The sequence below is a fragment of the Achromobacter anxifer genome (assembly GCF_903652925.1).
GTDB lineage: Bacteria > Pseudomonadota > Gammaproteobacteria > Burkholderiales > Burkholderiaceae_B > Achromobacter > Achromobacter anxifer.
In genome coordinates, this window is the sequence record NZ_CAHLAR010000014.1 from 120694 (window position 1) to 140222 (window position 19529).

Genomic DNA, 19529 nt, shown 5'->3' on the forward strand with positions numbered 1-19529 from the left:
TCTGACTAGGCAGTAAAATTTGGCGCATATGACTGCCGCGCCTCCCCCTTCCTCCTCCGATACTCCCGTCCATTACCGCGGCGATGCCCGCTGCGTCATGGAAGACAATGCCGGTTTCCTGATCAAGCAGGTCTCCAACTCCATGAACCGGATGCTGGACCAGGAAATGGCCCCGCTGGACCTCACCGCCATGCAATGGCGCCCCATCATCCTGCTCTTCAAGGGCCGCGCCGATACGCCCGCCGAGCTGGCGCGGCTTACCGGCATGGACACGGGCGCCATGACCCGCGCGCTGGACCGGCTGGAAGCCAAGGGCCTGCTGCGCCGCACGCGCTGCCAGGAAGACCGCCGCGTCGTCAAGATCGAGCTTACCGAGCTCGGCGAGGCCAAGGCGCGCGAAATCCCGCCCAATATCGCGCGGGTGCTGAATTACCATCTGCGCGGATTCTCCACCGACGAGGTCGCGCAGCTGATGCACTTCCTGCGCCGCATGATTGCCAACGGCTCTGTTTCCAGCGCCCAGCCCGAGCGCTGACGAGCCGGTCCGCACGCCCCGGATAGCCGGGGCTTTATTTGGCATAATATTTGCCTAGGCAAATACAGATTAATCAATTACTTTCAGCAAACAGTCAGGATGAAACGCCTTCTTTCTACCGTATTGGTGCTGGCCCTGAGCGGTTGCGCATTGATGGAGTCCGGACCTGAACCCGTGGCGGCGCTGGACGCGGCCAAGCTGGGACTGACCAGCCAGGACACCGCCTGGCCCGAAACCCAATGGTGGCAGCGCTACGGCGACCCGCAGCTCAACGCGCTGCTGGACGAGGCCCTGGCCAACAGCCCGTCGATGAGCGCCGCGCAGGCCCGCCTGGCCAAGGCCAATGCCGCCGTCGGCCTGGCACGCGCGCCGCTCTTGCCGCGCGTGGACGCCAACTATGCGCTGACCCGCGAACACCTGTCCAAGGACTACATCTACCCGGCGCCGCTGGGCGGTTCGGTGGTCAGCGACAACCGGCTGGCCTTGGACTTCAGCTACGAGCTGGATTTCTGGGGCAAGAACCGCTCGCGCCTGCAAGCGGCCGTGTCGCAACAGGCAGCCGCCGCGGCCGACGCGCAGGCAGCTCGCAATCTGCTGGCCAGCGCCACGGTCCGCGCCTACCTGAACCTGCAGAATGCCTTTGCCCAGCGCGACGTGCTCAACCGTGTGCTGGCCCAGCGCGCCGATGTGCTGTCGCTGACCGAAGGCCGCTACAAGGCCGGACTGGACACCCAGGTCGAGGTCAAGCAGGCGGAGTCGTCGCTGGCCGCCGGCAAGGTCGAGCTGACCCAGACCGACACCACCCTGGCACAGTTGCGCAATCAGGTCGCGGCGCTGGCCGGCGCCGGCCCGCAGCGCGGGCAATCCCTGCAGCCGGTGGCGCTGACGGCCCCGGCCGGCGGCGTGCCCGCCAGCGTGCCGCTGGACCTGCTGGGCCACCGTCCGGATGTCGTCGCCGCGAAATGGCGTGCCGAAGCCGCCCGCCATGCCATCGACAGCGCCAAGGCCGAGTTCTACCCCAACGTGAACCTGGTGGCGTTCGCCGGCTTCCAGGCCATGGGCACCGGCAATCTGCTGGGCGCGGACGCCCGCATGGCCGGATTCGGCCCGGCGATCACCCTGCCGATCTTCCATGGGGGCGAACTGAACGCGAATCTGGCCGGACGCCGCGCCGATGCCGACATCGCCGTGTCGGACTACAACCAGACCGTGCTGGACGCCGTGCACCAGGTGGCCGACGCGCTCGACGGCCTGCGTCTGCTGGACCAGGAAAAGGCCCAGCAGCGCCAGGCACGCGAAGCCATCGACGCCGCCTACGACCTGGCGGTCAAGCGCTACAAGGCCGGCATGGGCAACTACATCTCGGTGCTCATCGCCCAGACCGGCGTGCTGACCCAGGCGCGCCTGGACACCGATCTGCGCATCCGCGCCTACCAGTTGGACGCCAGCCTCGCCAGTGCGCTGGGCGGCGGGTATGCACCCGCGCCCGCGGCCGAGCCCGCCCCCGCAACGAATCCCATCCATTGAACGCTCCCCGGACTCAGACGTCATGACCGCAGCCACTCCCGCCGCCAACCCCGCCCGCAAACGCCTGCTGTTGCTGGCCACCGGGGCCTTCATCCTCATCGCGATCGCGTACGGCATCTGGTGGGCGCTGTTCGGCGCCCACTTCGAAAGCACCGACGACGCCTACGTGCACGGCAACCTGGTGCAGATCACGCCCCAGGTGCCCGGCACGGTCGTGGCCATCGAGGCCGACGACACGGAAACCGTCACTGCCGGCCAGCCGCTGGTGCGACTGGACCCTGCCGATACCGACGTAGCCTTGCAGCAGGCCCAGGCCAAGCTGGCGCAGACCGTGCGCCAGGTGCGCACCATCTACGTCCAGAACGACGCCCTGGCCGCCGACGTCGACCTGCGCAACGCCGACATCCTGCGCGCCCAGGCTGAGCTGACCCGCGCGCAGAGCGACGTCAACCGCCGCCAGCAACTGGCCAAGTCCGGCGGCGTCAGCGGCGAAGAAATCCTGCATGCCGAAGCCGCGCTGAAATCCGCCCAATCCGGCCTGGCGCAGGCCCGCGCCGCGCTGGCCGCCTCGCGCGCCAAGCTGGCGACCAACCAGGCCCTGACCCAGAGCACCACGGTCGCCAACCACCCCGATGTGCAGCAAGCCGCGGCCGGCCTGCGCAACGCCTGGCTGGCGCAATCGCGCACCCTGCTGCCCGCTCCCGTGGGCGGCGTGGTGGCCCGGCGCAGCGTGCAAGTGGGCCAACGCGTCGCCCCCGGCGCCGCCCTGATGACCGTCGTGCCGCTGGACCAGGTGTGGGTCGAGGCGAATTTCAAGGAAGGCCAGCTGCGCAAGATGCGCATCGGCCAGCCGGCCAAGATGGTTGCCGATCTGTATGGCAGCTCGGTCATCTATCACGGCACCATCGCCGGACTGGACGCCGGCACGGGCAGCGCCTTCGCCCTGCTGCCCGCCCAGAACGCCACCGGCAACTGGATCAAGGTGGTGCAGCGAGTGCCGGTGCGCATCGCGCTGGACCCCGAGGACCTGAAGAAGCACCCGCTGCGCGTGGGCCTGTCGATGGACGTGGAGGTGGACGTGGGCAAGCAGGAAGGCGAACCCCTGACGCAGGCCGAACGCAAGGAACCGGTCTGGTCGACGCGCGCGTTCGAGCCGGCCCACGATGAGGTCGACGCCATGATCAACAAGATCATCGAAGCCAACCTCGCATCATGAGCGCAGCCCAACAGCCCGCCGCCTCGCCGGCGCCTCCGCGGGGCGGCCAAGCGCCGGGCACCTACCCGCCGCTGGAAGGCGCGACCCGCATCATCGGGTCCATCGCGCTGTCCACGGCGGTGTTCATGAACGTGCTGGACACTTCGATCGCGAACGTGTCCATCCCCACCATCTCGGGCGACCTCGGCGTCAGCACCAGCCAGGGCACCTGGGTCATCACCTCGTTCGCCGTCGCCAACGCGATCACGGTGCCGCTCACCGGCTGGCTCACGCAACGCTTCGGCCAAGTGCGGCTGTTCCTGATCTCCACGCTGCTGTTCGTGCTGGCGTCCTGGCTTTGCGGCTTCGCGCCCTCGCTGGAGGCATTGATCGCCTTCCGCGTGCTGCAGGGCGCGGTCGCCGGCCCCATGATTCCGTTGTCGCAGGCGCTGATGCTGGCCAGCTTCCCCAAGTCCAAGGCGGGCATGGCGCTGGCTGTCTGGTCCATGACCACGCTGGTCGCGCCCGTTGCCGGGCCTTTGCTGGGCGGTTGGATTTCCGACAACTACACCTGGCCCTGGATCTTCTACATCAACGTGCCGGTGGGCCTGCTGGCCGCCTGGATCAGCTGGCGCATCTATGGCGACCGGGAATCGGTGACGCGCAAGCTGCCGATCGACAAGGTCGGGCTGGCGCTGCTGGTGGTGTGGGTCGGCGCGCTGCAGATCATGCTCGACAAGGGCAAGGAACTGGACTGGTTCGCCAGTTCCACCATCGTGGCGCTGGCCGCCATCGCGTTCGTGGCCTTCGTCTTCTTCCTGATCTGGGAGCTGACCGACGCCCACCCCGTGGTGGACCTGCGCCTGTTCAAGATCCGCAATTTCACGGTCGGCGCGCTGACGCTGGCGGTCGCCTACGGCGTCTTCTTCGGCAACGTGGTGCTGCTGCCCTTGTGGCTGCAGAGCAATATGGGCTACACGGCCACTTACGCGGGGATGGTGACCGCGCCGGTGGGCCTGCTGGCAATCCTGCTGACCCCCATCGTGGGCAAGATGCTGGCCACGCGCGACCCGCGGCAGATCGCGACGGTGGCGTTCCTGATCTTCGCGCTGGTGTGCTTCATGCGCTCGGGCTTCAACACCCAGACCGATGTCCGCACGCTGATGGTGCCGACCATCATCCAGGGCGCGGCGATGGCGACCTTCTTCGTGCCGCTCACCTCGATCACGCTGTCCAGCATCGAACCGTGGCGCATTCCCGCCGCCTCGGGCCTGTCGAATTTCCTGCGCCTGACGGCAGGCGCGTTCGGCACGTCGATCGCGACGACGCTCTGGGAAAACCGCGCGACCATGCACCACGCGCAGCTGACCGAAGTCGCCAAGCCCGGCCAACAGGCGTTCGACCAGACCATGAATGCGCTGCAGAACGGCCTGGGCGTGAGCCACCAGCAAGCCTTGACCATGGTGGACGGGCTGATCAACGCGCAAGCGTTCACCATGTCGGCGGTGGATGTGTTCTATGCCTCCGCCGTCATCTTCCTGGCCCTGACGGGGCTGGTGTGGTTCGCCCGCCCGCGGTCGGCCAAGTCGGGCGGTGGCGGCGCCGCCGAAGCGGCCGCCGGCGCGCACTAGGGCGCGACGCACCCGGTCCTGGACTACGTCCGGGGCCGGGCCGCGAACAACGTTACTCCTTCAGCAAGACCTGCCAGTCGGCGCGTTCGATGATGTCGGCCGACAGCGCACTGACGGGCGACAGGTTGAAGACCGAGATGCCGCGCGCGCGCCATTGGGCGGCCGCAAAGCGGAACGACGGCTCGATCAGTTGCGAGAACTTGCGCGCCAGCCTGCTGGATTGAGGCGTCTGGCCTTCATCGTAGAAGCGCAGGCCATTTTGCACCGTCAGGTCCAGGCCGTGCGCATAGACCTTGCGCGCGCCGCTGGAGACCAGCACCTGCAATGCGGCATAAGCCACGGTGTCGGCGTCGAATACACCCAATCCAGCGTTGAAGCTGAACCCCATCCCCAGCTTCGCGTCCAGCAGCTGCACGTCGGGCGAAGCCGCCGCAATGCGCTTGAGCACCGCTGGCGCGGCGCGGCGTTCGTAGGCGCGCTCAGCTATCAGTTCAATGATGCAGATGCGGCAGCGGATCATGTCCTGCGGAATGCCTTGCATGATGTAGCGCAGCACTTCGGGAAAGACGTACAGGGTCAGGTCGCGAGACACGATCTCGCGCACCAGGTCGATGCGGTCCCGGACGAAGTTCTGGTCGATGATGCAGTAATACTTGAACGGCAGGTTGAATTTGCCTGCAAGCGCAATCGCGCCGTTCACCCCCATCGCCGCGCGTATGTCCAGCCGGTCATACGGTATCTGGGCGACGGACGGACCGCTCAGGATCAGGTGCACCTCGGTATCGGCCGGGTCATATCCTTCGGCCAGCGGGGTGACCGGCAAGGACCGCCCAAACGCGCGGAAGCGACAGATCGCTCCGGACTGATCCCTCCAGATCCGGACGAATGGCCACAGATGCTGGTTATGTCGCTGCGTGCGCGATCGCAGCACGCGGAACAGCTTGCGCACAAAACGGTCGGCCCGTCCGCCACCCACATGGGTGGCGGAAGGAGGATAAGCAGGATCTTCCATTTACTAGCCTGAAGGCCTTAACCCGCAAACGCCTCAACCTGCCGCGATCAGCGATGCAATCGCGTTGCCGACGTCAACGGTGGAGGCGTTGCCTTTCATGTCCCGCGTACGCGGCCCTTCCGCCAGGACGGTTTCGATGGCTTTGACGACGGCGGCCGAAGCATCGGGATAGCCCAGGAAGTCCAGCATCAGCGCGCCGCTCCAGATCTGGCCGATCGGGTTGGCGATGCCCTTGCCGTAGATGTCCGGCGCCGAGCCATGCACGGGCTCGAACAGCGACGGAAACTTGCGTTCCGGGTTCAGGTTCGCCGACGGCGCGATGCCGATGGTTCCCGTGCAGGCCGGGCCCAGGTCGGACAGGATGTCGCCGAACAGGTTGGAGGCGACCACCACGTCGAACCAATCCGGATGCTGCACGAAGTGCGCGCACAGGATATCGATGTGGTACTTATCCCAGCGCACGTCGGGGTACTTCTCTGCCATCTCGGCCACGCGCTCGTCCCACCAGGGCATCGAAATGGAAATGCCGTTGGACTTGGTGGCCGCGGTCAGGTGCTTGCCGCGCTTCTGCGCCAGTTCGAAAGCGAACTTGAGGACGCGATCGGCGCCGATGCGCGTGAAGACGCTTTCCTGGATGACCACTTCGCGCTCTGTGCCCGCGAACAGGCGGCCGCCGCTGTTGGAGTATTCGCCTTCCGTGTTCTCGCGCACGATGAAGAAGTCGATCTCGCCGGGCTGGCGGTCCTTCAGCGGCGACGGCACGCCAGGCATCAGGCGCACGGGGCGCAGGTTGATGTACTGGTCGAACTCGCGGCGGAACTTGAACAGGGATCCCCACAGCGCCTCATGGTCGGGCACCGTGGCGGGCCAGCCGATGGAGCCGAAGAAAATCGCTTCGTGCTGGCCGATCTGCTGCTGCCAGTCGTCCGGCATCATCTTGCCGTGCTTGGCGTAATAGTCGCAGCTCCAGTCGAAATGGTCCCATTGGAAATCAATGCCGAACCGCTTCGCGACCGCGTCCAGGACCTTCAGGCCCTCGGGCACGACTTCCTTGCCAATTCCGTCTCCAGGAATCACCGCAATTTTGTGTTTCTTTGCCACCACGTCTTCCTTTGTTTTCTGGATTCGCTCCACGGATTCATAAGCGCAAACGGCCACCGCGCAGCATCCTTTTGATTACACGAGGATGTTACTCGATACTTTTCTTGACGGGAGCGCACAGCCGGGATTTTGGTCCGCGGGCGCGCCTCCCAGGTTTAGCGCCGGCCCTTGGACCCCAGCAACGAGCCCAGAATGCCTCGGGTCAGCTCACGCGCGATCGACCGGACGGTGCTCTTGGCCATGGTCTGCACCACGCCATCGCGCTTGCCGCCGCGCGGGCCGGTGGACCCGAACAGCACGTCGTTCAGGCTGTCCATCAACCCGCCCCCCGATTCCTGCTCGGCGCCCTTGCCCGCGGGCTGGGCCGGAGCATCCTTCGCGGTTCCGGCCTGATCCGCCGGCTTGGCCGCGCGCCCAGCCAGGACTTCGTAGGCCGATTCCCGGTCGATGGCCGTCTCGTACTTGGCGGCCAGCGGACTGCCCTGGCGCAGCGACTGCCGCTCCGCGTCGGTCGCGGGGCCGATGCGGCTCGCCGGCGGCACGATGTAGGCGCGTTCGGTCGGCATGGGCCGGCCCTTGGCGTCCAGCAGCGACACCAGCGCCTCGCCGACGCCCAGTTCGGTAATGGCCGCCTCGATGTCCAGCCCCGGATTGGGACGCATCGTCTGCGCCGCCGTCTTCACGGCTTTCTGATCGCGCGGCGTGAAGGCGCGCAAGGCATGCTGCACGCGGTTGCCCAGCTGCCCCAGCACGGTGTCCGGAATGTCCAAGGGATTCTGGGTCACGAAATAGACGCCCACGCCCTTGGAGCGGACCAGGCGCACCACCTGCTCGATCTTGTTCAGAAGCGCCGGCGGGGCATCGTTGAACAGCAGGTGGGCTTCGTCGAAGAAGAACACCAGCTTGGGCTGGTCCATGTCGCCCACTTCGGGCAGCTTCTCGTATAGATCCGCCAGCAGCCAGAGCAGGAAGATCGCGTACAGGCGCGGCGCCTGCATGAGCTTGTCGGCGGCCAGCACGTTGACCATGCCGCGGCCCTGGGCGTCCGTGCGCATCAGGTCGGCCACATCGAGCATGGGCTCGCCGAAGAATTTCTCCGCGCCCTGCGATTCCAGGGCCAGCAAGCCGCGCTGGATCGCGCCGACGCTGGCGGATGAAACATTGCCGTAACGGGTCTTCAGTTCGGCCGCCCGGTCGGCGACGTTCTGGAGCATGGCGCGCAGGTCCTTCAGGTCCAGCAGCAGTTGCCCTTCGTCGTCGGCGACCTTGAACACCAGCGTCAGCACTCCTTCCTGGGTGTCGTTCAATTCCAGGATGCGAGACAGCAGCAGCGGCCCCATATCCGAAATGGTGGCGCGCACCGGCAGCCCCTGCTCGCCGAACACGTCCCACAGCGTGACCGGGCTGGCTGCCCAGGCCGGTTCGGCGAGGCCCAGGTTCTTCAGGCGTTCCAGCAGCTTGGGAGTGGCCGCGCCCGCCTGGGAAATGCCGGTCAGGTCGCCCTTGACGTCGGCCATGAACACCGGCGTGCCGATGCGGGAAAAGGACTCCGCCAGGACCTGCAGGGTGACGGTCTTGCCGGTGCCGGTGGCCCCCGTGATGCAGCCATGGCGATTGGCCAGGGCAGGCAGCAGCGCCAACTCGGTCTGTGCATTCTTGGCGATGACAATGGGGTTGGGCATGTGCAGCTCTCCGGACCAGGGAATCAAATGGATGCCCAAGTGTAGAGCCTGCCGCCCCGGTTGTGCGCGTGGCAATAAGGACACATGCGGGCAGCCCCCGGGCGCGCCGGGCTCCGTCACGGTAAAATGCCATTTTTGCAGACAAATTACCCTGGGAAGCCATGGCCGGACACAGCAAATGGGCCAATATTCAGCACCGCAAAGGGCGCCAAGACGCCAAGCGCGGAAAGCTCTGGACCAAGATCATTCGTGAAATCACCGTGGCGGCGCGCGCCGGCGGCCCTGACCCGGACAGCAACCCGCGCCTGCGCATGGCCTGGGACAAGGCCACCGACGCCAACATGCCCAAGGACAACATCCAGCGCGCCATCCAGCGCGGCGCGGGCGGCGCGGACGGCGACGCCTACGAGGAAGTCCGCTACGAAGGCTACGGCATCGGCGGCGCGGCCGTGATCGTCGACTGCATGACCGACAATCGCACCCGCACCGTCGCCGAAGTGCGCCACGCCTTCGCCAAGAACGGCGGCAACCTGGGCCAGGAAGGCTCGGTCGCCTTCATGTTCAAGCACTGCGGCCAATTCGTGTTCGCGCCCGGCACCTCGGAAGACAAGGTCATGGAAACCGCGCTCGAAGCCGGCGCCGAAGACGTTACCACCGACGAGGAAGGCGTGATTGAAGTCGTCTGCGCGCCGGCCGACTACGCCGCCGTGCGCAGCGCCTTCGACGCCGCGGGCCTGAAGGCCGAAGTCGACGGCATCGTCATGAAGGCCCTGAACGAAACCGAACTGGCCGGCGAAGACGCCATCAAGATGCAAAAGCTGCTCGACGCCCTGGAAGGCCTGGACGACGTGCAGGAAGTCTATACGACCGTCATTTTCGACGAAGCGCAGTAAAAATCCCATTACCCCGGCGCCGGGCAGGTCCTGCCTGCCCGGCGCCACGCTGTCATCGGATCCGGGTCCGCCCGGATCCCTCGCCTACTCCTCGGGCTGGCGCCTTGCGGCGCTCGACTGGCAACCTTAAGAACCACGCAACATGAAACTCCTGGTAATTGGCTCTGGCGGCCGCGAACATGCCCTCGCCTGGCGGCTGGCCCGCTCCCCGCGCGTACACAAGGTGTACGTCGCGCCGGGCAATGGCGGCACGCAACGCGCCGAGCAGATCGAGAACATTCCGTTCACCAATGCCGAGGAACTGGCCGATTTCGTCCAGCGCGAAGGCGTCGCCCTGACGGTCGTGGGCCCCGAGGCCCCCCTGGCCGCCGGCGTCGTGGACGTGTTCCGCGCCCGCGGCCTGAAGATCTTCGGACCGACCAAGGCTGCCGCGCAGCTGGAAAGCTCGAAGGACTACGCCAAGGCCTTCATGGTCCGGCACAACATCCCGACCGCCCGCTACGAAACCTTCACCGATCCGGCCAAGGCCCATGCCTACATCGACCAGGAAGGCGCCCCCATCGTGATCAAGGCCGACGGCCTGGCCGCGGGCAAGGGCGTGGTGGTCGCCGCCACGCTCGAAGAAGCGCACGCCGCCGTCGACGCCATGCTGGGCGACGGTTCCATGGGCGCCGCCGGCGCGCGCGTCGTGATCGAGGAATGCCTGGTGGGCGAGGAAGCCAGCTTCATCGTCATGTGCGATGGCCGCAACGTGCTGGCCCTGGCCACCAGCCAGGACCACAAGCGCCTGCAGGACGGCGACCAGGGCCCCAACACGGGCGGCATGGGCGCGTATTCGCCCGCGCCCATCGTCACCCCGGAACTGCACCACCGCATCATGCGCGAAATCATCCTGCCGACCGTGCAAGGCATGACGCGCGACGGCATCCCGTACACGGGCTTCCTGTACGCCGGCCTGATGATCGCCCCGGGCGATGATCCCGACCGCGAGATCAAGACCCTGGAATTCAACTGCCGCATGGGCGACCCGGAAACGCAGCCCATCATGATGCGCGTCAAGAGCGACCTGCTGGACGCCCTGGAACACGCCGTCGACGGCACGCTGGACCAGGCCGACATCGTCTGGGACCGCCGCACCGCGCTAGGCGCCGTGCTGGCCGCGCACAACTACCCGAACACGCCGCGCACCGGCGACGTCATCCGCGGCCTGCCCGCCGACGCCGAGGACTGCATGGTCTTCCACGCCGCCACCAAGCTGGAAGGCGACGAAGTCAAGACCACCGGCGGCCGCGTGCTGTGCGTCACGGCGCTAGGCGACTCGGTCAAGATGGCCCGCGACCGCGTGTACGAAGCGATCGACGGCATCCACTTCGACGGCCGCCAGTACCGCAGCGACATCGGCTGGCGCGCGCTCAAGCCCTCGCAGCAGAAGACCAAGCCCAACGCCTAGCCGGAAACGCCGATGAACGCCTTGCCCGTTTCCTCCGTCCGGGACTACCTCACCGGCTTGCAGGCCCGCATCGTCGGCGCCCTGGAAGACGCGGAGGGCGTGGCCTTCCGCGCCGACGAATGGGTGCGCCCCGAAGGCGGCGGCGGGCTGTCGCGGCTGCTGGAAGGCGGCTCGCTGTTCGAACGGGCCGGAGTGCTGTTCAGCCACGTCAAGGGCAGCAAACTGCCGCCCTCCGCCAGCGCGCACCGTCCCGAACTGGCAGGACGCTCCTGGGAAGCCATGGGCGTATCCATGGTGCTGCATCCGCGCAATCCTCACGTGCCCACCACGCATATGAACGTGCGCATGTTCCTGGCGGCCGCCCGGCCCGGCCACGACGAGGCCGACGTGTTCTGGTTCGGCGGCGGCATCGACCTGACGCCCTACTATCCGTACGAGGAAGACGCCCGCCACTTCCACGCCACCTGCCGCGACGCGCTGGCCGGCCATGGCGCCGACTACTACCCGCGCTACAAGCGCTGGTGCGACGAGTACTTCTTCCTGAAGCACCGCAATGAAACGCGCGGCATCGGCGGCATCTTCTTCGACGATCTGAACGCCCCGGGCTTCGAGGCCTCGTTCGCCCTGACCCGGTCGGTGGGCGACGCCTTCCTACCGTCCTACATGCCCATCGTGGAACGCCGCCGCGGCCTCCCCTATGGCGAGCGCGAGCGCGACTTCCAGGCCTACCGCCGCGGCCGCTACGTCGAATTCAACCTGGTCTTCGACCGCGGCACGCTGTTCGGCCTGCAGTCCGGCGGACGCACGGAGTCCATTCTGCTGTCCATGCCGCCGTTGGCCCAGTGGCGCTACGACTGGCAGCCCGAAGCCGGCACGCCCGAGGCGGAATTGGCCGCCTACCTGAAACCGCGGGACTGGGTTTGAAACGTATCGGGCTCCTGGGCGGCAGTTTCGACCCTGTCCACGTCGCGCATATCGCCTTGGCGCAGAATGCCCTGCAAACGTTGGGCCTGGCCGAAGTGCAGCTCATCCCCGCAGCCAATCCCTGGCAGCGCGCGGCGCTGCACGCCACGGCCGAACAGCGCCGCGACATGCTGCAACTGGCCATCGCCGGCCATGCCGGCCTGGTGGTCAATCCCATTGAAATCGAACGCGGCGGCGCGACCTACACCATAGACACACTGCGCGCCCTGCCACAGGACGCGCGCTATGTCTGGTTGCTGGGCACCGACCAGCTGGCGAATTTCTGCACCTGGCGCAACTGGCAGGACATCGCCAGCCTGGTGGACCTGGCCGTCGCCACTCGCCCCGGCACCGCGCTCAACGCGCCACCGGCGCTGGCCGAGCATCTGCGCGGCCAGGGACGCGAATTGCTGGAGTTGCCGTTTGCCCCCATGCCGGTGTCGGCCTCGCAGATCCGCCAGCGTCTGGCGCAGGGCGAATCCACCGATGGCCTGCTGGCCGCGCCCGTGGCCGCCTATATTGCGGCGCACCATCTTTACCGATAAACCCACACCCGCCGTGCGCCAAAAGCGCCACGGGGCCAGCATCCGCTGTCCGCGCGCGGGTTATATTTACTGACTATGGATATACAAAAACTCCAACGCGCCGTCATCGACGCCCTCGAAGACGTCAAAGCGCAAGACATCAAGGTCTACAACACCACGCATCTGACCAGCCTGTTCGATCGCGTCGTGATTGCAAGCGCCACCTCCAACCGCCAGACCCGCGCCCTCGCTTCCAGCGTGGCGGACCGCGGCCGCGCCCTCGACCTCTCCGGCATCACCATCGAAGGCGAGGACACGGGCGAATGGGTGGTCGTCGACCTCGGCGACGTGGTCGTGCACATCATGCAGCCCGCCATCCGCCAGTACTACAACCTGGAAGAAATCTGGGGCGGCAAGCCGGTGCGCGTGAAGCTCCTGCCCGAATCCACCCGCGTCGCGCCGATCCCCGGCGACGGCGTCCACGACGCCGAGTACTGAGCGCGCCGTGAAGCTGATCGTCGTGGCCGTGGGCACTCGGATGCCGGACTGGGTGCAGACTGCCTGGGACGACTACGCCAAGCGCCTGCCGGCCGACTGCGCGCTGGAACTGCGCGAAATCAAGCCTGAACCCCGGACCACGGGCAAGACACCCGCCCAGATGATGGCCGCCGAAGCCAAGCGGATCGAGGCCGCCCTGCCCGCCAGCGCCCTGCGCCTGGCGCTGGATGAGCGCGGACGCGACCTGACCACCATGGCCTTGTCGCAGAAGCTGGAGCAATGGCGGGCCGGCGGCCAGGATGTCGCCTTTCTCGTCGGCGGCCCGGACGGCCTGGATGCGGGCCTGAAAGCGTCCTGCGCCGGGCAGCTGCGGCTATCCTCGCTGACGCTGCCGCATCCCATGGTGCGCGTGGTGCTGGCCGAGCAGCTCTATCGCGCCTGGGCCATCATGACCAATCACCCCTATCATCGCGCCTGACTGCCGGCCGCGCCTGACTGCCGGCCGCGCCTGACTGCCGGCCGCGCCTGACTGCTCTGGCCGTGCCCTACCGCCGGCCGCGCCTGACCGCTATCCAGGCCGGCGCCCACTCCGCTGACACATGACCGACACCGTCTCCGCCCCGCGCCTCTATCTTGCCTCCGCCAGTCCCAGGCGGCGCGAACTGCTGACCCAGATCGGCCTGGCCCACGAAGTCCTGCTGGTGCCGGCCCCTCCCGGAGAGGACGAACCCCAACATCCAGGCGAAAGCGCCGCCGACTACGTCCAGCGCACCGCGCGCGACAAGGCGCTGCGCGGCCGCGACTGGATGCAGGACCAAAACCTGCCGCGACTGCCGCTGCTGGCCGCCGACACCACGGTCATCCTGTCCGGCGAGGTCCTGGGCAAGCCGGCCGACCGCGACGATGCCATGAGGATCCTGCGCGCCCTGTCCGGCTCGACCCACCAGGTGCATACCGCGGTCGCCGTCTGGACCGGCGAGCAATTGCTGGAAGCCGTCTCCATTACCGAAGTCCGCATGCGCGAGCTGACGGACGAGGAAATCGGCCGCTACTGCGACAGCGGCGAGCCTTTCGGCAAGGCCGGCGCCTACGGCATCCAGGGCCTGGCCGGCACCTTCATTTCCCATATCGCCGGCAGCTATACCGGCGTGATGGGCTTGCCCCTATTCGAAACCGCGAACCTGCTGCGCGCGGCGGGCATCCAGATCCCCTGACAGGCGCGGATCCCGTCCGAAAAAAATCCCCCGAAAGCCTTGCGGCCCGGGGGATTTTTTATCGCTGCCGCCCCGCCCTGGCGTGGGGCAAAGACGTCAGGACGGATTGTGCTCAGCCGTGCTGCAGCGGTTGGCCGATAGCCACGCCGCCGCCTCGCGGCGCTTCCGGCGCCGGAACTGCGACCGGTGCGGGCGCGGGCTGGGCCGTGCCCTCGAGGGCGGCATGCAGCTGCTCCCGGTCCAGCTCGCCTTCCCAGCGCGCCACCACCACGGCGGCGGTCGCGTTGCCGACCAGATTGGTCAGCGCGCGGCATTCCGACATGAAGCGGTCCACGCCCAGGATCAGCGCCATGCCGGCGACCGGCACCGACGGCACCACCGACAGCGTGGCGGCCAGGGTAATAAAGCCCGCACCCGTCACGCCCGCGGCGCCCTTGGAGCTCAGCATCGCCACCAACAGCAGCAGGATCTGGTCGCCCAGCGACAGCGGAATGTCGCAAGCCTGGGCGATGAACAGAGCGGCCATCGTCATGTAGATGTTGGTGCCGTCCAGGTTGAAGGAGTAGCCGGTGGGCACGACCAGGCCGACCACCGACTTCGAGCATCCAGCCCGCTCCATCTTCTGCATCAGCGTGGGCAGCGCGGCCTCAGACGAACTGGTGCCCAGCACCAGCAGCAGCTCTTCACGAATGTAACGTACCAACTTCAGGATGGAAAAGCCGTTGTAGCGCGCCACCAGGCCCAGCACCACGACCACGAACAGCACCGAGGTGGCGTAGAACGTGCCCACCAGCATGGCCAGATTGACGACGGACTTGATGCCGTACTTGCCGATGGTGAAAGCCATGGCGCCAAACGCGCCGATGGGCGCGGCCTTCATCAGGATGGCGACCAGCTTGAAAACCGGCTGAGCCAGCGCGGTCATGAAGTTCAGTATCGGCTTGCCGCGCTCGCCCACCATGGCCAGCGAGATGCCGAACAGGACCGCCACGAACAGCACCTGCAGGATGTCGCCGCCGACGAAGGGACTGAAGATCGTCGTGGGAATCACGTTCATCAGAAAGCCCGTGATGGTCGAGTCATGCGCCTTGGCCACGTAGCCCGACACCGCCTTCATGTCCAGGGTCTTGGGGTCGATGTGCATGCCGGCGCCCGGCTGGACGATGTGGCTGACGATCATGCCCACGATCAGCGCAAGCGTCGAGAACACCAGGAAGTACAACATGGCCTTGCCCGCCACGCGCCCCACCTTCTTCAGGTCGCTCATGGCCGCAATGCCGGTGGCCACGGTCAGGAAGATCACCGGCGCGATGATCATCTTCACCAGTTTGATGAAGGCGTCGCCGAACGGCTGCATCTGTTGCCCCAACTCGGGCTTGAACGCGCCCAGGAGCACACCCACCACGATGGCGAAAATCACCTGCACATAGAGGATTTGATAGAACTTGAGCTTGCGCGCGGGCGCGACTTGATCCACGTCGATCATTGGGATTGTCCCCACCAAGGCCCCTTGCTCCGAGCGGTTCAGCGCGGGCGACGGGGCGTTATCTGTTTTCTGGCCTGAGCGTCTCGCCGCAAGCCGATTTCACCCCGCGGACGACGCCGCCAGGCTTGGCATTACTAATGCAAGAGGCGTGCCAACCTCGACTGGCATCGCGGTTGCGCTCCAAGCCCTTGATCAGAAAAGAAATTTATCTTCTTCGACAGTGCATGCCTCGGATTTTCTGGCGGAAATTCACACAGAATGGATATAGAATGTGCGAAAAACCGCACACCACATGTCGACCCGCCCCTCTCCCCGTGATGCCTGGCCCGACCCGGACCAGCCCAGCAAGCCGCGCCGCCCGCGGACCACGCCCGCTTGGCCTTGGCCCTGGAAGACCATCGCCATCCTGCTGGGCGTCGCCATCGTCTACGCCGTGCTGCACGCCGCCACGCTCTGGGCGCGCGAAGGCGCCCTGAAGAATGCGGGAGACCAGGCGCGCGTGGCTGCCCAGCTGAACGCGGCGCTGCTGCGCAATAACCTGGACAAGTTCAGGGCGCTGCCCTTTGTCCTGACGCGCGATGTCGACGTGCGCGCGGCGCTGCAGGAAGGCTCCCCCGCGCAGATCGAATCCCTGGACGACAAGCTCGATACGCTGAGCCGCGGCGTGGGCGCATCCGCCATCTACGTGCTGGACAAGAAAGGGCTTGCGATTGCCGCAAGCAACTGGCGCGAACCCGCCACGTTTGTCGGCGTGGACTACCAGTTCCGGCCCTATTTCCAGGGATCGGTAGCTCATGGCTCGGCCGAACATTTCGCCCTGGGCACGATCAGCCACGAGGCCGGCCTGTACTTGTCGCGCCGCGTGGACGACGTCAACGGCGCCATGCTGGGCGTGGTCGTGCTGAAAGTGGATTTCCGGGACCTGGAGGCCGACTGGCGCCAGTCGACCTCGCCCATTTTCGTCACCGACGAACATGGAGTGGTGCTGTTGGGCAATGTCTCCGACTGGCGTTTCGATGTGCTGGCTCCGCTTACCCCGGACTTGGCCCGGGCCTTGCGCACCAGCCTGCAATTCGGCGACGCGCCCTTCCTGCCGCTGCCCCTGCGGCCACAGCTTCAGCCCGTCAGCAACGGCCAGTTGGTCCGTGCTGACATAAGCCTGCCGCAGATCCCGGCGGGCGCGCCGATGGTGCACACGACGCTACCCATCGTCGAATCCCCGGGTTGGACGCTGCATCTGCTATCACCCGTGCAGGCGGCCATCAGCCAGGCTACCGCCAACGCCCAACTGGGTGCGCTGCTGGCGCAGTGCGCGCTGGCCGCCATGGTCAGCATCGTCCTCTTCCGCCGCCATCGCAGCCGCGAGCGCGCCGAGCAGCAGGCCGCCATCCACGAACAGCTGGCCTCCCTGGTCGACGAACGCACGGCTCAATTGCTGCAAGTCAACGAACAGCTGGTCGATGAAATGGACGAACGCCAGCGCACCGCCGGGCGCCTGCACACCATGCAAGAGGAACTGGTCCAGGCCAGCAAGCTCGCCCTGTTGGGACAGGTGGCAGCCGGCGTAGCGCATGAGATCAACCAGCCTGTCGCGGCCATACGCGCCTATGCGGACAACGCCTCCGAATTCCTGCGTCGGCGGGATGAAGGCTCGGCTCAAGAGAACCTGGGCACCATCGCCGCGCTGACGGAACGGATCGGCCACATCACCGGGGAATTGCGCGCTTTTTCGCGCAAGGCTGACACCTCCATAGCGCCCGCCAGCCTGAAGGATTGCCTGGAGGGCGCGCTGTTGCTGGTCGCCCCGCGCGCGCGGCGCCAGGGCATCGTCCTGCAACGTCCGCCCGCGGGCCAGAACTACCACGTGCTCGGCAATCGCATACGGCTGGAACAGGTTCTGGTAAATCTGCTGCAGAACGCGATGGAAGCCCTGGAAGGCCTGCCAGACGGCCGTATCGTCGTGGCGCTGCAAGATCTGGGTGCGACAGTGCAGGTCTATGTCAGCGACAACGGTCCAGGCCTCTCGGCTGAGGCGCGAGCGCACCTGTTCACTCCCTTCTACACGACCAAGACCGAAGGACTGGGACTGGGGCTGGTCATCTGCCGCGACATCGTCACCGAATTCGGTGGCGACTTGGTCGCCGCTGGCCCGGGCGATCCCGTCTTTCCCGCTCCGCATGCTCCTGGCCGCGGAGCCATGTTCATCCTGACGTTGCGCAAGGCGCCTGGCCAGCAAAACGCTACCGAGCTACATCATGAACCGCGCTCCTGAACTCCCTCCCGCCGCGCCAGCATCCATCGACGACAGCTTGCGCCAACCGTTTTCGCCCCGTGCAGTATTCATCGACGACGACGACGAGCTGCTGCGCGCCAATGCGCAAACGCTGAAGCTACACGGCATCGCCGTGGACGCGCATGCCAGCGCGCGCTCTGCCTTGCCGGCGCTGACGCGCGATTTCGACGGTGTGGTCGTGAGCGACATCCGCATGCCCGACATGGACGGCCTACAGCTCTTCCAGCGCCTGCGCGAGATCGACCCCGACATCCCGGTCATTCTTATCACCGGCCATGGTGACATCGCCACCGCCGTGCAATGCATGCGGGACGGCGCCTACGACTTCCTGGCCAAACCCTATGCCGCCGACAGGCTGATCACCGCCATCATGCACGCGGCGGAAAAGCGCCACCTGGTGCTGGAGAACCGCCGCCTGCGCGAAGCGGCGTTTGCCGTCGAAGCAGACGAAGTGCCCTTCATCGGCGCCACGCCCGCCATGCAGCGCATCAAGCAGACGCTGCGGCACATCGCCGATGCGGACGTGGACGTGCTGGTCGAAGGCGAAACAGGGACCGGCAAGGAAGTCGTGGCGACCGCCTTGCATCGGCTGAGCCGCCGCAGGCATCGCGCACTGGTCGCGATCAACTGCGGCGCGTTGCCCGAAAGCGTCATCGAAAGCGAACTGTTCGGCCACGAGCCCGGCGCCTTCACCGGCGCCCAAAAGAAACGCATCGGCCGGATCGAGCATGCCAGCGGCGGCACCCTATTCCTGGACGAGATCGAAAGCATGCCGCTGGCGCTGCAGGTGAAGCTGCTGCGCGTGCTCGAGTCCCGCCAGATCACCCCCCTGGGCAGCAACGAAGTGCGCAATCTGGACCTGCGTGTCGTGGCGGCCACCAAGGAAGACCTGGGCAACCCCGCCATACGCGCCAAGTTTCGCGAAGACCTGTTCTACCGCCTCAATGTCGTCACCATCCGGATTCCGCCCCTGCGGGAACGCCGCGAGGACATTCCCCTGCTGTTCGCCCACTACCTCGGCCACGCATCGCGCCGCTTCCAGCGCGACATTCCGGAAATGCCGGCGTCCATCAAGCAACATGTCATGACGCACGACTGGCCCGGCAACGTGCGCGAACTCGCGCATTTCGCCGAACGCGTCGTCCTGGGCGTGCTGAATACTCCAGAGCCCCCAAGCGCCATGGCGGCCCACGCCGAGGCAAGCCTGCCGGAACGGATGGAACGCTTCGAAGCGCAGCTCATTCGCGAGACGCTCCAGGCGCATCAGGGCGACATCAAGGCCACCCTGGAGTCGCTGGGCATTCCGCGCAAAACCTTCTACGACAAGCTGCAGCGCCACGGCATCGATCGGCAACAATACACGCAGCAGTAAATCTCTGGCGCTTGCCAATACGCTCAGCGATAAACCGTCTGGCGCTCTTGCATTGCCAGCCGTAAAAGCAAAACCCCTCGCAGGATATTCCTGCGAGGGGTTTTTCATTGGGGCTGCGGCTTGCGATATTGCACGCTAAGCGGGTCGTGCATT

The 19529-nt window shown here is 66.4% G+C and carries 17 protein-coding genes; 13 read left to right on the top strand and 4 right to left on the bottom strand.

What is annotated here, in order from left to right; genetic code table 11:
- Window positions 1–28: 28 nt before the first annotated feature.
- From HWY37_RS30760 to HWY37_RS30775, 4 genes are all read left to right on the top strand, one after another.
- Window positions 29–535 carry a MarR family winged helix-turn-helix transcriptional regulator gene (locus HWY37_RS30760; protein ID WP_175210821.1) on the top strand — a complete coding sequence of 169 codons (507 nt, stop codon included), beginning with the start codon at window positions 29–31 and terminating at the stop codon, window positions 533–535.
- Between the two features lie 99 nt (window positions 536–634).
- Window positions 635–2062: an efflux transporter outer membrane subunit gene (locus HWY37_RS30765; RefSeq protein WP_176090542.1), complete on the top strand. Its 1428-nt coding sequence runs from the start codon at window positions 635–637 to the stop codon at window positions 2060–2062.
- Window positions 2063–2084: 22 nt separating this feature from the next.
- Window positions 2085–3278 (top strand): HlyD/EmrA/EmrK family protein, encoded by a 1194-nt coding sequence (locus HWY37_RS30770; protein ID WP_176090543.1) that lies wholly within the window; start codon window positions 2085–2087, stop codon window positions 3276–3278.
- Window positions 3275–4888, top strand: coding sequence for a DHA2 family efflux MFS transporter permease subunit (locus HWY37_RS30775; RefSeq protein ID WP_246302453.1), 1614 nt, complete (start codon window positions 3275–3277; stop codon window positions 4886–4888). The genes HWY37_RS30770 and HWY37_RS30775 overlap by 4 nt, the downstream gene beginning before the upstream one ends.
- A gap of 52 nt (window positions 4889–4940) precedes the next feature.
- Here the strand turns inward: HWY37_RS30775 and HWY37_RS30780 are convergent, their stop codons facing one another.
- The 3 genes from HWY37_RS30780 to HWY37_RS30790 all read right to left on the bottom strand — a co-directional run bounded on the left by HWY37_RS30780 (window position 4941) and on the right by HWY37_RS30790 (window position 8683).
- Window positions 4941–5711 carry a hypothetical protein gene (locus tag HWY37_RS30780; protein ID WP_246302454.1) on the bottom strand — a complete coding sequence of 257 codons (771 nt, stop codon included), beginning with the start codon at window positions 5709–5711 and terminating at the stop codon, window positions 4941–4943.
- A 222-nt stretch (window positions 5712–5933) separates the two neighbouring features.
- The gene (locus HWY37_RS30785) at window positions 5934–7001 is read right to left on the bottom strand and encodes a tartrate dehydrogenase (RefSeq protein ID WP_175210812.1); all 1068 of its coding nucleotides are present in this window, start codon (window positions 6999–7001) and stop codon (window positions 5934–5936) included.
- Between the two features lie 155 nt (window positions 7002–7156).
- Window positions 7157–8683 (bottom strand): helicase HerA-like C-terminal domain-containing protein, encoded by a 1527-nt coding sequence (locus HWY37_RS30790; protein WP_175210810.1) that lies wholly within the window; start codon window positions 8681–8683, stop codon window positions 7157–7159.
- 161 nt (window positions 8684–8844) lie between these two features.
- Between HWY37_RS30790 and HWY37_RS30795 the strand changes: the two genes are divergently transcribed.
- The 7 genes from HWY37_RS30795 (at window position 8845) to HWY37_RS30825 (ending at window position 14225) form a co-directional block, all read left to right on the top strand.
- Window positions 8845–9576, top strand: a complete 732-nt coding sequence (locus HWY37_RS30795) for a YebC/PmpR family DNA-binding transcriptional regulator (protein ID WP_176090544.1) — start codon at window positions 8845–8847, stop codon at window positions 9574–9576.
- 142 nt (window positions 9577–9718) lie between these two features.
- A complete protein-coding gene (gene purD, locus HWY37_RS30800) occupies window positions 9719–11026 on the top strand; it encodes a phosphoribosylamine--glycine ligase (RefSeq protein WP_175210807.1) in 1308 nt (435 codons plus the stop codon).
- Between the two features lie 12 nt (window positions 11027–11038).
- Window positions 11039–11950, top strand: a complete 912-nt coding sequence (gene hemF / locus HWY37_RS30805) for an oxygen-dependent coproporphyrinogen oxidase (RefSeq protein ID WP_176090545.1) — start codon at window positions 11039–11041, stop codon at window positions 11948–11950.
- Window positions 11947–12534, top strand: coding sequence for a nicotinate (nicotinamide) nucleotide adenylyltransferase (nadD, locus tag HWY37_RS30810; protein WP_175210805.1), 588 nt, complete (start codon window positions 11947–11949; stop codon window positions 12532–12534). The genes hemF and nadD overlap by 4 nt, the downstream gene beginning before the upstream one ends.
- 75 nt (window positions 12535–12609) lie before the next feature.
- Complete coding sequence (rsfS, locus tag HWY37_RS30815; protein WP_175210804.1) at window positions 12610–13011, top strand: ribosome silencing factor; 402 nt, start codon at window positions 12610–12612, stop codon at window positions 13009–13011.
- 7 nt (window positions 13012–13018) lie between these two features.
- Window positions 13019–13489, top strand: a complete 471-nt coding sequence (gene rlmH, locus HWY37_RS30820; RefSeq protein WP_175210803.1) for a 23S rRNA (pseudouridine(1915)-N(3))-methyltransferase RlmH — start codon at window positions 13019–13021, stop codon at window positions 13487–13489.
- Window positions 13490–13610: 121 nt separating this feature from the next.
- Complete coding sequence (locus HWY37_RS30825) at window positions 13611–14225, top strand: Maf family protein (RefSeq protein ID WP_176090546.1); 615 nt, start codon at window positions 13611–13613, stop codon at window positions 14223–14225.
- Window positions 14226–14337: 112 nt separating this feature from the next.
- On the opposite strand, the gene HWY37_RS30830 is transcribed toward HWY37_RS30825, so the two are convergent.
- Window positions 14338–15711 (bottom strand): dicarboxylate/amino acid:cation symporter, encoded by a 1374-nt coding sequence (locus HWY37_RS30830; protein WP_175210800.1) that lies wholly within the window; start codon window positions 15709–15711, stop codon window positions 14338–14340.
- 292 nt (window positions 15712–16003) lie between these two features.
- Between HWY37_RS30830 and HWY37_RS30835 the strand changes: the two genes are divergently transcribed.
- A complete protein-coding gene (locus HWY37_RS30835) occupies window positions 16004–17983 on the top strand; it encodes a sensor histidine kinase (protein WP_176090547.1) in 1980 nt (659 codons plus the stop codon).
- The gene (locus HWY37_RS30840) at window positions 17967–19376 is read left to right on the top strand and encodes a sigma-54-dependent transcriptional regulator (protein ID WP_246302455.1); all 1410 of its coding nucleotides are present in this window, start codon (window positions 17967–17969) and stop codon (window positions 19374–19376) included. The genes HWY37_RS30835 and HWY37_RS30840 overlap by 17 nt, the downstream gene beginning before the upstream one ends.
- The last annotated feature ends 153 nt before the right edge of the window (window positions 19377–19529 follow it).